At 69.5% G+C, this 12,913-nt stretch carries 12 protein-coding genes; 3 read left to right on the top strand and 9 right to left on the bottom strand.

Annotated features, from left to right (window positions below):
- The first annotated feature begins 10 nt into the window (after positions 1–10).
- The gene (fdhF, locus tag ACF8ML_RS00275) at positions 11–2,956 is read left to right on the top strand and encodes a formate dehydrogenase subunit alpha (protein ID WP_392405823.1); all 2,946 of its coding nucleotides are present in this window, start codon (positions 11–13) and stop codon (positions 2,954–2,956) included.
- On the top strand, positions 2,956–3,198 hold the full coding sequence (locus tag ACF8ML_RS00270; RefSeq protein ID WP_013803888.1) for a formate dehydrogenase subunit delta: 243 nt from the start codon (positions 2,956–2,958) through the stop codon (positions 3,196–3,198). The genes fdhF and ACF8ML_RS00270 overlap by 1 nt, the downstream gene beginning before the upstream one ends.
- Here ACF8ML_RS00270 and ACF8ML_RS00265 read toward each other — a convergent pair.
- On the bottom strand, positions 3,195–4,079 hold the full coding sequence (locus ACF8ML_RS00265) for a LysR family transcriptional regulator (RefSeq protein ID WP_392405820.1): 885 nt from the start codon (positions 4,077–4,079) through the stop codon (positions 3,195–3,197). The genes ACF8ML_RS00270 and ACF8ML_RS00265 overlap by 4 nt on opposite strands.
- 72 nt (positions 4,080–4,151) lie before the next feature.
- Here ACF8ML_RS00265 and ACF8ML_RS00260 point away from each other — a divergent pair, with 72 nt between their 5' ends.
- Positions 4,152–5,108, top strand: a complete 957-nt coding sequence (locus ACF8ML_RS00260; protein WP_392405818.1) for a DMT family transporter — start codon at positions 4,152–4,154, stop codon at positions 5,106–5,108.
- Between the two features lie 4 nt (positions 5,109–5,112).
- On the opposite strand, the gene ACF8ML_RS00255 is transcribed toward ACF8ML_RS00260, so the two are convergent.
- From ACF8ML_RS00255 to ACF8ML_RS00220, 8 genes are all read right to left on the bottom strand, one after another.
- Entirely contained in the window at positions 5,113–5,535 is a 423-nt protein-coding gene (locus ACF8ML_RS00255; protein ID WP_047326005.1) for a hypothetical protein, read from the bottom strand.
- A gap of 144 nt (positions 5,536–5,679) precedes the next feature.
- Complete coding sequence (locus tag ACF8ML_RS00250) at positions 5,680–6,672, bottom strand: tripartite tricarboxylate transporter substrate binding protein (RefSeq protein WP_046984479.1); 993 nt, start codon at positions 6,670–6,672, stop codon at positions 5,680–5,682.
- A gap of 42 nt (positions 6,673–6,714) precedes the next feature.
- Positions 6,715–6,993, bottom strand: coding sequence for a muconolactone Delta-isomerase (gene catC / locus ACF8ML_RS00245; RefSeq protein WP_046984478.1), 279 nt, complete (start codon positions 6,991–6,993; stop codon positions 6,715–6,717).
- A 28-nt stretch (positions 6,994–7,021) separates the two neighbouring features.
- A complete protein-coding gene (locus ACF8ML_RS00240; RefSeq protein ID WP_392405815.1) occupies positions 7,022–8,209 on the bottom strand; it encodes a muconate cycloisomerase family protein in 1,188 nt (395 codons plus the stop codon).
- Between the two features lie 184 nt (positions 8,210–8,393).
- A complete protein-coding gene (locus tag ACF8ML_RS00235; RefSeq protein WP_392405813.1) occupies positions 8,394–10,772 on the bottom strand; it encodes a TonB-dependent siderophore receptor in 2,379 nt (792 codons plus the stop codon).
- A gap of 88 nt (positions 10,773–10,860) precedes the next feature.
- A complete protein-coding gene (locus tag ACF8ML_RS00230; protein WP_310043164.1) occupies positions 10,861–11,949 on the bottom strand; it encodes a FecR domain-containing protein in 1,089 nt (362 codons plus the stop codon).
- Complete coding sequence (locus tag ACF8ML_RS00225; protein WP_392405811.1) at positions 11,946–12,509, bottom strand: RNA polymerase sigma factor; 564 nt, start codon at positions 12,507–12,509, stop codon at positions 11,946–11,948. Before ACF8ML_RS00225 ends, ACF8ML_RS00230 begins: the two co-directional genes overlap by 4 nt.
- Before the next feature lie 146 nt (positions 12,510–12,655).
- Positions 12,656–12,913, bottom strand: a 258-nt coding sequence (locus ACF8ML_RS00220; RefSeq protein ID WP_392405809.1) for a sensor histidine kinase, incomplete at its 5' end; no start/stop codon positions are given.

The raw sequence follows: 12,913 nt of genomic DNA, 5'->3' as shown, positions 1-12,913 counted from the left end.
GGAGAACACCATGCTCGACCATTTGAAGCAAGCCGACTGGGGCACACCCGCCAGCCCGTCCGAACGCCTGATCACCCTGGAAATCGACGGACGCGAGGTCTGCGTTCCCGAGGGCACCTCGCTGATGCGCGCTGCCATGGAAGGCGGCGTCAGCGTGCCCAAGCTGTGCGCCACCGACAGCCTGGAGCCCTTCGGCTCCTGCCGCCTGTGCCTGGTGCAGATCGAGGGACGCAAGGGCTTTCCGGCCTCGTGCACCACGCCGGCCGAGCCGGGCATGAAGGTGCGCACGCAAAGCCCGCAACTGCAGGAGCTGCGCCGCGGCGTGATGGAGCTGTACATCTCCGACCATCCGCTGGACTGCCTGACCTGCAGCGCCAACGGCGACTGCGAACTGCAGGACATGGCCGGCACCGTGGGCCTGCGCGAGGTGCGCTACGGCTTCGACGGCGCCAACCATTTCAAGGGCCAGGCGCGCGCCGAGGTCGATGACTCCAACCCGTACTTCAGCTACGACCCCAGCAAGTGCATCGTCTGCAACCGCTGCGTGCGCGCCTGCGAGGAGACGCAGGGCACCTTTGCGCTGACCATCTCGGGCCGGGGGTTCGACTCGCGCGTCACGGCGGGGCAGGGCGGCAGCTTCATGGACAGCGACTGCGTCAGCTGCGGCGCCTGCGTGCAGGCCTGCCCCACGGCCACGCTGCAGGAAAAGACCGTGACCGAGCTGGGCCAGGCCGGGCACAGCGCCATCACCACCTGCGCCTACTGCGGCGTGGGCTGCGGCTTCAAGGCAGAGATGAAGGGCGAGCAGGTCGTGCGCATGGTGCCCTGGAAGGACGGCCAGGCCAACGAGGGCCATGCCTGCGTCAAGGGCCGCTTTGCCTGGGGCTATGCCACGCACAAGGACCGCATCACCCGGCCCATGGTCCGCGCGAAGATCACCGACCCCTGGCGCGAAGTGAGCTGGGAAGAGGCCATTGCCCACACGGCCAGCGAGTTCCGCCGCATCCAGGCGAAGCACGGCAAGGACTCGATTGGCGGCATCACCTCCTCGCGCTGCACCAACGAAGAGGCCTACCTCGTGCAAAAGCTGGTGCGCACGGCCTTCGGCAACAACAACGTCGATACCTGCGCGCGCGTGTGCCACTCGCCCACGGGCTATGGCCTGGGCCAGACCTATGGCACCTCGGCCGGCACGCAGACCTTCAAGTCCATCGAGCACACGGACGTGGTCATGGTCATCGGCGCCAACCCCACGGCCGCGCACCCGGTGTTCGGCTCGCGCATGAAAAAGCGCCTGCGCGGCGACGGCCGGCGTGCGGGCGCCAAGCTCATCGTCATCGACCCGCGCGAGATCGAGCTCGTCAAGTCGCCCCACATCCGCGCCGACTACCACCTGCAACTGCGGCCCGGCACCAACGTGGCCATGATCACCTCGCTGGCCCATGTCATCGTCACCGAAGGCTGGCTGGCCGAGGACTACATCGCCGAGCGCTGCGATGCCAAGTCCTTCGCGCAGTGGAAGGAATTCGTGGCCCGGCCCGAGAACTCGCCCGAGGCCATGGCCGAGGTCACCGGGGTCGCTCCCGAACTCGTGCGCGGCGCCGCGCGCCTGTATGCGCTGGGTGCCGAGGACCACGCGGCGGGCACTCCCGTCAACGCGGCCATCTACTACGGCCTGGGCGTGACCGAGCATGCGCAGGGCTCGACCATGGTCATGGGCATCGCCAACCTGGCCATGGCCACGGGCAACGTGGGCCGCGAAGGCGTGGGCGTGAACCCGCTGCGCGGCCAGAACAACGTGCAGGGCTCCTGCGACATGGGCTCCTTCCCGCATGAGCTGCCCGGCTACCGCCACATCTCGGACAGCACGGTGCGCGCCGAGTTCGAGGGGGCCTGGGGCGTGGCGCTCAGCCCCGAGCCCGGGCTGCGCATTCCCAACATGTTCGAGGCGGCCCTGGCCGGCAGCTTCATGGGCCTGTACTGCGAGGGCGAGGACATCGTGCAGTCCGACCCCAACACCCAGCATGTGACGGCCGCGCTCTCGGCCATGGAATGCGTGGTGGTGCAGGACATCTTCCTCAACGAAACCGCCAAGTACGCCCATGTCTTCCTGCCGGGCGCCTCTTTCCTCGAAAAGGACGGCACCTTCACCAATGCCGAGCGCCGCATCTCGCGCGTGCGCAAGGTCATGGCGCCGCTGGCCGGCCATGCCGATTGGGAGGTCACCCAGCTGCTGGCCAATGCGCTGGGCTATGCCATGCACTACACGCACCCGAGCGAGATCATGGCCGAGATCGCCGCGCTCACGCCCAGCTTCGCGGGCGTGAACTACGACAAGATCGACCGGCTGGGCAGCGTGCAATGGCCCTGCAATGACAGCACCGAAGAGGCTGGCACTTCCATCATGCACAGGGATCGCTTCGTGCGCGGCAAGGGCCGCTTCATCATCACCCAGTACGTGGCCACCGAAGAGAAGGTCACCCAGCGCTTTCCGCTGCTGCTGACCACGGGCCGCATCCTGTCGCAGTACAACGTGGGCGCCCAGACCCGGCGCACGCACAACAGCCACTGGCACAGCGAGGACCGGCTGGAAATCCATCCGCATGACGCCGAGGACCGCGGCATACGCGACGGCGACTGGGTCGGCATCGCCAGCCGCGCGGGCGAGACCGTGCTGCGCGCCACCGTCACCGAGCGCATACAGCCCGGCGTGGTCTACACCACCTTCCACTTTCCCGAATCGGGCGCCAACGTCATCACCACCGACAGCTCGGACTGGGCCACCAACTGCCCCGAATACAAGGTCACGGCCGTGCAGGTGCTGCCCGTCCCCCAGCACGCCCAGCCGTCCGACTGGCAGCGCGGCTTTGCGCGCATGCACGAAGAGCAGATCGGCCTGTTGCAAGCCGCGCAGGCCGCGCAGGCAGGCAGCATGGCCGTGGCGGGAGGCAAGTGATGGACAGCGCCAACCTGGTCCGCATGGCCAACCGCATCGGCGAGTTCTTCGAGGCCATGCCCGAGCGCGACGAGGCCCTGCAGGGCATTGCCGAACACATCCGCAAATTCTGGGAGCCCCGCATGCGCGCCGAACTGGCCCGCGTGCTGGCCAGTCCCGACGAGGCCCAGGCGCTCAAGCCCATCGTGCGTGAGGCGCTGGTGCTGCATCCGCTGACCTTGCCGTCGGCGGCGCAGGCTTAGCCAAACCGCTTCGTCCTGGCCATCTCCCGCGCCAGCTCCACAAAGCCGGCAGCGGCCGGCGAAAGGCGCTCCATGCTGCGCACGGCCAGGCCGGTGACGCGGCGCTGGCGGGGCGCGAGGCTGCGGTAGACCATGCCTTCGGGCGCCTGCTCGGGCACGGCCAGGCGTGCGGCAATCGCAATGGCGTGGCCCTGGGCCACGAAGCCCTGCATGGAGGACATCTGCTCGAAGTGGTAGATGGCCGCAGGCTGGGCGCCGGCCTCGGCCAGGAAGCGGTCGATGTGCGCGCCCGACCCGGCCGAGGTGCGCACAAAGGCCTCGCCCTGCAGGTCGGCGGCGCGGATGCTGCGCTGGGCGGCCAGCCGGTGCGATGCGGGCAGCAGCGCCACCAGTTCGTCTTCCACCAGGGGCACGGTCTCGAAGCGCTCGTCGGGCAGCACGACGAAGCCGATCTCCACGCGCCGCTCCAGCAGCCACTTGACCACGGTGTCGTCGTTTTGCTCGTCGATCTGCACCAGCACGGCGGGCTGGCGGCGCCGGTACTCGGTGATCAGCGGGGGCAGCAGCCGCAGTGAAGAGGTGGCGCCGAACGAGGCCACGCGCAGCGTGCCGCGCGCCATGCCGCGCTCGGCATCGGCCTCCTGCCGCAAGGCCTCCTTTTGCTGGAGGATGTCGTTGGCGCGCTGCAGCAGCCGCGCGCCTGCGTCGGTCAGCGGGGAGTGGGGGCCTTCGCGCCGCACCAGCTGAACCTGCAGCTCGCCTTCCAGCGCGCGCAGGGCATGGCTGACGGCGCTCTGGGTAATGCCCAGCAGCGCGGCCGCGCGCGAGAAACTGCCGGCGCGGGCCAGCGCCGCGAACACTTCGAGCTGGGTGAAGGTCATGGGATCACGTTGTCCAGGTCATGAGCATTCGCTCATTTGTCTATGAATCGATATGAGCACATAGTACGCGCCATGAATTTTCAACGCTTCTTCGGTCCCCACCTGCGGCTTGTCGGCATGGCCCTGCTGTGGGGCGCTTCCTGGCCTGCGGGCCGCGTGGTGGCACAGAACATGCCGCCGCTGGCAGCCGCCAGCCTGCGCTTCCTGCTGGCCGCCGCCGTGCTGCTGCCCTGGCTGTACTGGGCCGGTGGCATGGCCGGTCTCAGGCACTGGAGCGCCAGGCGCTGGCTGGGCATGGCGGCCGCTGGCGCCACGGGCGTGTTCGGCTATGCCGCCTTTTTCCTCATGGGGCTGCAGCATGTGCCGGCCGGCAAGGCGGCCCTGGTGATCACGCTCAACCCCGTGCTCACGCTGGCGCTGGCGGTCTGGCTGTTCGGCGAGCGGCTCAACCGCACCATTGCCCTGGGCATGGCGCTGGCGGCCTGCGGCGCCGTGGTGGTGATCTCGCATGGCCAGCCGCTGGCGCTGCTGCAGGGATCGGTGGGCGCCGGAGAGCTGCTGATCCTGGGCTGCGTGGTGTGCTGGGTGACCTACACCCTGATCGGCCGCTGGCTGCTCACAGGCGTCGATGCGCTATCGGCCACGGCCGTGACCTCGACCATGGGCGCGGCCATGCTGCTGGTGGCCAGCCTGGTGGTGGAAGGGCCGGCCGGCCTGCAGGCTGCCGTGCTTGGCAACGGCACCGCCTGGGGTGCGCTGGCCTTCCTGGCCTTCGGCGCCACGGCGCTCGCCTATGCCTGGTACTTCGACGGCGTCAAGGCGCTGGGCGCGGGCGCGGCCTCGGGCTACATCACCCTGGTGCCCGTGATCGGCGTGGCGCTGTCGGCGCTGTGGCTGGGCGAGAGCATCGATGCCAGCATCGTGCTGGGCGGCGGCATGGCCGTGGCCGGCACGGCGCTGATGAACTGGGGGCGCAGGCCGGTGCCCGCCCCGCGCATGCAGGGTGCGCAGGCGGCAGTCCGCAGTTGACGTGTCAGGTGCTCCGCCTGGCGCGGATGGCGTTGCGCGCGGCGCGCAGCAGCTTCAACTGGAGCCAGGATGCGGCGAGCAGTGCTGCCGCAACGATGAGCCAGTGATGCAAGGCAAACCCTGGCTGGTGAAAGCGCACGGGCAGATCGACTGCCTCCACCAGCACGCCGATCTCGATGAACGCCAGCAGGCCTGCCATGGCGGCAAGCCAGCCGGGTTCGCGCTGCGATGGGCCGGCTTGGGACCGCTTTCGGCGTCCTGCCAGCCTGAAGAAAATGCCCAGGGCGATGGTGCCCAGAATCAAGGCCAGCACCAGCTTGCCCAGCAAGCTGGCTGCGGCCGCGCCGCCCAGGGACAGGATCAGGCCCACGATTTCGGCCACGGCTTCGAACCGTGCCGCAAGGGCCTTGCGGATGCGCAACAACATGGCAGCCTTCCTTCAGCGTCCGTGCGCTTCAGAAGGCCGTGTGCCGCAGCATGGTGATTTCCTGAGCTTGCCCATCCCGTCCCCCTGGTTGTGTGATCCGGCGAGCGTATCAAAACCTGTCGGGCGACCGGAGGCGGTCCAGGCTCAGTCCATGCTGATGTTGCGCTCCGTGATCACCTTGGTCCAGCGCACGGACTCGGCCTGCAGGTGCCTGGCCGCTTCCTCGGGCGTGGAGCCCACGACTTCGGCGCCGATGGCCTTGAAGCGTTCGAGCACGTCGGGCTGCTTCATCTCGGCCACGAAGACCTGGTTGAGCTTCTTGACGATGGCCGGCGGCGTGCTGGCGGGCATGAAGACGGCGAACCAGGGCGAGACCTCGTAGCCCTTGATGCCGGCCTCTTCCATGGTGGGCACGTCGGGCATGCTGGACGAACGCTTGGCCGTGGTCACGGCCAGGGCGCGCAGCTTGCCCGACTGGATGTGCGGGCGCGCCGAGGTGATGGAGTCGAACATGTAGTTGACCTGTCCGCCCAGCAGGTCGGACACCGCCGGGCCCGATCCCTTGTAGGGGATGTGCAGGATGTCCACGCCGGCCAGCGAGTTGAACACTTCGCCCGCCAGGTGGATGGAGGTGCCGTTGCCGGCCGAGGCATAGGTCAGCTTGCCGGGCGAGGCCTTGGCGGCGGCCACCACGTCGGCCACGCTCTTGACGTTGGGCTGGGTGGAGTTGGTGACCAGGATGTTGGGCACCACGGCCAGCACGCCCACGGGGGCGAAGTCCTTGATCGGGTCGTAGCTGAGCTTGCGGTACAGCGGCTTGTTGGTGGCCATGCCGATGGAGGTGATCATCAGCGTGTAGCCGTCGCCGGGCTGCTTGGCCACGAAGTCGGCGCCGATGTTGCCGCCGGCGCCGGGACGGTTCTCGATCACGAAGGGCTGGCCCAGCGTGCGGCCGGCCTTCTCGCCCAGGGTGCGCGCGATGGCGTCCATGGCGCCGCCCGGCGGGAAGGGCACGATCCAGCGGATGGGCTTGCTGGGCCAGTTGGCCTCGGGTGCCTGCGCATGGGCGGCGGGCATCACGGCGGACAGGCACAGGCCTGCGGCTGCGGCGGTCAGAAAACGGCGTTTCACATTCACTTCAGTTGTCTCCGAAAAATTTGGTCTTGGTTTGGGCTGTGCTCAGGCGATGGCCGAGGGGTGCTTTGCCAGCGGCGTGACCTGGATGTCCATGTAGGGGAACAGCGGCAGGCCCTGCAGCAGCTCGTGCAGCTCGTCGTTGGAGGCCACGTCGAACACGCTGTAGTTGGCGTACTCGCCCACCACGCGCCAGATGTGGGGCCAGCGTCCGTCGTGCTGCAGCTGCTGGGAATAGGCCTTCTCGCGGGCCTTGATCTCGGCTGCCACGTCGGCGGGCAGGTCGTGGGGGATCTTCACGTCCATGCGGACCAGGTAAAGCATGTTTGTCTCCAGGAGGAATGAAAGGAATTCAGGTCGCAGCCCCGGTCCGGGCCTGCCCCATGTCGAAGTGCTGCGGCTGGCTGCCGGCCAGCGCGCGGTCGAAGCGCGCCAACTGCTGCAGGTCGATCTCCAAGCCCAGGCCGGGCCCGTCGGGCAGTTGCAGCTCGAAGTCGCGGATGGTCATGCGCTCGGTGACGATGTCGTCCACCAGCAGCTGGGGGCCGAACAGCTCGCAGTTGTAGTGCTGCCCGCCCAGCGTGGCAAAGACATGGGCCGAGGCGGCCGAGCCGATCGAGGTCTCCAGCATGGTGCCGCCGTACCAGCCGATGTCGGCCGCCTGGGCAATGGCCGCCACCTTGCGCGTGCGCAGCAGGCCGCCGTGCTTGGCCACCTTGAGCGAGAACACATGGCTGGCCTGCTCGCGCGCCAGGCGCATGGCGTCGTAGGGCGTGCACACGCTCTCGTCGGCCATGACCAGGGCGCCCTGCAGCGTGGCGGTCAGCTCGCGCAGCGCGGGCACGTTCCAGCCGGCCACGGGCTGCTCGATCAGGGTCACGCCGGCATCGATCAATTGCGGCAGAAAGCGCCGCGCCGTGGCGCCGTCCCAGGCCTGGTTCACGTCCACGGTCAGCGTGGCGCGGCCCTGCAGGCCGCGCGCGATCTCGCTCACATGGGCCACATCGGCCTCGGGCGTGCGCGCGCCGATCTTCATCTTGAAGATGCGGTGGCGCTTTTGCTCCAGGCGCAGATGGGCCTCGGCCAGGTCGCGCTCGATGTCGCCGCTGGCCAGCGTCCAGGCCAGGGGCAGGCTGTCGCGCTGCTTGCCGCCCAGCAACTGCCACACGGGCAACTGCAGGCTGCGCGCCACGGCGTCCAGCAGCGCGATTTCCACGGCGCTCTTGGCAAAGGCATTGCCCTTGCAGGCCAGGTCCATGCGCGAGTGGCAGGCCTCGAAGCGCGCGCCGTCCTGGCCGATCAGGCTGGGCGCTAGGTGGTTGGCGATGGCATGGTGGATGCTCTCGGGCGATTCCTCGTTCCACGACGGGCCGCCGATGGTGGCGGCCTCGCCAAAGCCCGTGGCCCCGTTGCGCAGCCACAGCTGCACGATCACCGGGCTTTGCCGGCTGATGGAGCCGAACGACAGCTTGTGCGGGCGGATGGTGGGAATGTCGAGGATCCGCGCCTCGATGCGCTCGATCAGAAAACGGTCTTGCATGGCAATGGCTGGTGTCCTGGCTGGCGGCGGCTGCCGGCAATGGACACAAGCGTAAATCCATGCATTGTGTGGATCTATTGAATTATTTGTGAGAAATCATTCGATGGTGTCGATGTGTTGAATGCCTGCGCGGCAGGCAGGGGGCGCGGCAGCCTTGTGCTGCGCACGCCCTCTGGCGACGGGATCAGAAACTGCTGCGCAGCGTGACCATGATGCTGCGCGGCAGGCCGTAGTAGTTGCTGCGCGTGGCCGTGCCCACGCGCTCCCAGTAGACGCGGTCGAACAGGTTGTCGATGTTCACGGCCAGCTTGACCTGGGGGGTGAGCGGGTAGGCGGCATAGACGGACCAGACGCCGTAGCCGCCCGCGCGCCAGCGCACGGTGCCCAGGGTGTCGTAGAACTCGCTGACGGCGCGCACGCCCGCGCCCAGCTCCAGCCCCTGGGCCACGGGGCCGGCCACGCGGTAGCGCGCCCACAGGTTCACGCTGTGGCGCGGCGACATGGTGCTGAAGTCGGTGCCCGTCTGCGTGACGGTGCCCTGCAGGTATTTGGAGCGCATGTAGGCGTAACTGGCCGCCACGTCCCAGCGCGGCGACAGCGAGCCGACCACCTCGGCCTCGAAGCCTTCGGAGCGCACCTTGCCTGCGGGGATGACGAAGGCGGCATCGGCGGGGTCGGCCAGCGCGCGGTTGGTGTCCTGCATGCGGTAGACGGCGGCGGTGGCATTCAGGCGTCCGTCCAGCAGGCTGCCCTTGATGCCGGCTTCCACCTGCCGGCCCTCGCGCGGGGCGATCTGGCCGCCACCGGCCAGGCGCCCGCCTTGCGGCTGGAAGATGCGCGACTGGCTGGCGTAGAGCGTACAGCTGTCGTTCAGATCGAAGAGCACGGCGGCGAAGGGCGTGAACTGGCCATCGACCTCGTAGCCCGAGCGCGTGTTCTGCAGCCGGTCCGAGGTTTCTGTCTTCCACCAGCTCTTGCGCGCGCCCGCCACCAGGGTGAGGGCCTGCGTGGGCTTGATGCGCAACTGGCCGTAGACGCCGCGCAGGCTGGTGCGCGTGATGTCGTCGGCAAAGGGCTTGAAGCTGGGCTCGGGGATGGAGGAGGGGTCGTAGTGGAACAGGTCGGCCGGCGTGTTCATGGCGCCGCGCAGCATGCGCAGGTGCATGTTGGAGCTGCGGTAGTCCGCGCCCGCGATGAAATGGTGCGTCTGCCCGGCCCATTGCCAGGGCGTGCTGTAGTAGATGTCGGCCGTGGTGTCGGCGTAGTCGCGGTCCACGGTCTGGGCCTGGGTGAAGCGGCTGATGCCGGTGTCCGATACGGCCGAGTAGCCGTTGATGTACTTGTCGCGCTGCTGGCGCAGCACACGGCGCGCGGCCAGCTTGAACAGGCCGCCGTCGAGCCGCGTCTCCGACTCGATGAAGCCGGCCAGCGATTCGGGGGCGGCGCGGCCCCAGTCGGCGGCAATGGCCACGTCGCGCGGAATGGGGGCCAGCCTGCCGTCGGCGTGGGCGGGCAGGCCGGTGTCGTAGTTGCCCCGGCCGCGCTGCCAGGTGGCGCCCACCGAGACCGTGCTCTGGGAAGTGACGTCCAGCTCCACCGTGCCGTACAGGGCCTGCTTGTGGCCGTCCATGGCCATCACGGGGCTGCCGAAGTTCTCGTGCAGCGCCACCACCCGGCCACGCAGGCGGCCATCTTCGGACAGCGCTCCGGTGACATCCACCTCGGCCCGCTTGCGCCCCCGCGAACCCAGGCCGATGGCGCCCTGGCCCTGGTAGTCCGGCAGGGCGCGCTTGCGCACCAGGTTGAGCATGACGCTGGGCTCGCCCGCGCCCGAGAACAGCCCGGCCGGCCCGCGCAGGGCCTCGACCCGGTCGAACAGGGCCAGGTCCAGCGTTTCCTGGGTGGCCGGATTGCCGCTGACGGTGAGACCGTCCAGCTGGTAGGTGGAGGACTGGTAGCCGCGCGAGAGGATGTCGCTGCGCCCGCCCGTGCTGCTTTGCCGGCGCACGACGATGCCGGGCACCACCTTGGCGGCTTCGGTGAGCTCCACGAAGTTCTGGTCATCGAGCCGTGCGCGCGAGATCACGGATACGGACTGCGGCGTCTCCCGGGCCGTCAGCTCGATCTTGGTGGCCGCGCTGGCATAGGGCGCCCGGTAGCTGCCCGTGCCTTCCGTGCGGCCGTCGCGCAGGGCCGTGGCCGTCACCCGCACTTCGTCCAGCGTGGTCTGCGGGCGCGCCGGGGCGGGGCGCAGCAGCCAGCCGCCCTGGGGCTGGGCAGAGGCTTGCAGGCCGCTGCCGGCCAGCAGGCGCTGCAGTGCCTCGGCCGGCTCCAGGCGGCCCTGGACGGCGGGCGCGGACTTGCCTGCGAGCAGGGCGCTGTCGGCCGCGATGCTGGTGCCGGTGGCGCGCGCCAGGGCCTTGATGGCGTCGGACAGCGGCTGGGCCGGCAGGTCGATGTCGGCAGGGGCGGCCAGGGCTGGCGTGCAGGCCAGGGCCGCCGCGCAGGCGAGCAGGGACAGGCAGGCGCGTGCCGGGCGGGAGGAAAGAGGGCGGGCGGGCATGGCGGGAACGTTCTCCTGGGTATCGGTTGTGCTCGCCTGTATGACGGGGCAGCCCGCCGGATCCCTGATGTGCGTTGGCCGCTTTTTTTCAGTTTTTCCGGATTTTTTCCGGCGCCGTGCTGCGCGGGGCCAGCCAGGTGGCGCCGTCGCGCTCCTGCACGCGCACGGCGGCGATGCGCGGCAGCGCGTCCAGGAAACTCTCCACATCGGCGCGCTGCACGGCGGCCGTGATGCGCGGCCCGCCCGTGCCGTCGGCGACGGCCGCACGCACGGGCTGGCGGCGCCAGCGCGACAGCGTGGCCGCGATCTCGCCCAGCCCGGCGCTGTCGAAGACGATGAGGCCGCGTTCGATGGACGAGAAGCTGTCGCGCGCATCGCGTTGCACGCGGCGGGGGAGGGGGCTGGCGTGGGCGCCATCGGCTCCGGGTGCGGCACCGGGTGCGGCACCGGGTGCGGCACCGGCGCTTTCGTCCGGCAGTTCCCCCACTTCGCCAGCCTGCAGCAGCAAGGACGGTTCTCCGTCACCACCTTTCACCGCCAAACGCACCGTTCCATGCTCCACGCTCACCCGCACCAGTCCCGGCAGGCGGTTGACGGTGAAGCGCGTGCCCAGCACGGTGATGCGGGCCTGGCCGGCGGCGATGGTGAAGGGGCGGCCTGCATCCCTGGCCACGTCGAACAGGGCCTCTCCCTGCTCCAGCACCACGGCGCGCTGGCGGCGCGTGTAGCGCGTGGCGATGCGGCTGGCCGGTCCCAGGGTCAGCACGCTGGCGTCGGGCAGGTTCAGCACGATGCGTTCGCCAATCGCACTGTCGCGGGCCAGGGCGAACACGGTGGTGTCCTGCCATTCAAGCCAGCCGCGCCATGCCAGCAGGCCCGCCGTGCCCAGGCCGGCAACGCCCAGCACGCCGCGGGTGATGATCGCGCGGCGCGCGTTGCTGCGTGTGTCGCGGCGCTGGCGTGCGGCGGTGTCCACCGCCGTGGCCAGGGCCTCGGTGCGGGGCGTGGAGTCGAAGTCCTGCCACAGCGCCTCGAAGGCGGCGTATTCGGCGGCGTGGCGCGGGTCGGCGTCCATCCAGCGGCGCCAGGCAGCGGCATCGGCGGCGCCCGGCCGCGCTCCCGCATCCCGGTGCATGCGTATGAACCAGCGCGCGGCTTCCTCGCGCGGCGTGCTCATGGCGCGAGCAGCTCGCGTGCGGCGCGCAGGTCCAGCAGGGCGCGCATCAGGTGGCGCTCCACCATGTTCAGGCTGATGCCCAGCATGGCGGCAATCTGGGGCTGGGAGTGGCCTTCCACCTTGCACAGCCAGAACACCTCGCGGCAGCGCGCAGGCAATCCCTGGATGACACGCTGCACGGCGCCCAGGCGCTGCTGCAGGTCGGCCAGCATCTCGGCCGAAGGCGCCGTGAAGGCTTCCTGCAAGGCGATTTCGTCCGCGCGTGCCACCGGGTGCTGCGCGGCGCCGGCCTCGCCTGCCAGCTCGGGCAGGGGCACGAAGCGGCGCTCATGCGCCATCTGGTCGGCCAGCACGGTGCGCGCCACCACGCGCAGGTAGGCATGCGGCTGGGCGATGCCTTCGTGCCGGCCGCTGAGGGCGTAGCGCACGAAGGCGTCATGCAGCACATCCTGCGCGCGGTGGATGCAGCGCGTGCTGCGCCAGATGGCGGGCAGCAGGCTGCCATAGGCCCAGTGCAGGTCCAGGCCCAGCCAGGCGGCAGAAGTCGGATGGCGTGTCATACAAGCAAGCGGGGAGGGAAGGCAGGCGGGCAGGGCGGGACGAAGTGCTGGCATTCTAAATGAGACTTTTTCTCATTTGTTGCCGCCCGTTTGCCACTTGTTCACCACCCGTTTGCCGGCCGCAGGCGCGCCGGCCGGCGGTGCCGCTACAGCAGCTCCGCCGGGCGCGTCTCCGATGCGCTGCGGCAGGGAAGGGTGATGCGAAACAGCGAGCCGCCCTCGGGCCGGTTGCTGGCCACGATGGTGCCGTCCATGGCGTCGATGATCTTGCGGCAGATGGCCAGCCCCAGGCCCGTGCCGCCCGAGCCGTTGCGGGTCTTGCTGGACTGCACGAAGGGCTGGAAGATCTTGTCCAGCTCCTGTGGCGGAATGCCCGGGCCCTGGTCGGAGAAGGCGATGCAGAT

The sequence above is a fragment of the Delftia sp. WSY_10 genome (assembly GCF_043104705.1).
GTDB lineage: Bacteria > Pseudomonadota > Gammaproteobacteria > Burkholderiales > Burkholderiaceae_C > Comamonas > Comamonas tsuruhatensis.
This window is presented reverse-complemented; position numbering and strand designations above follow the sequence as displayed.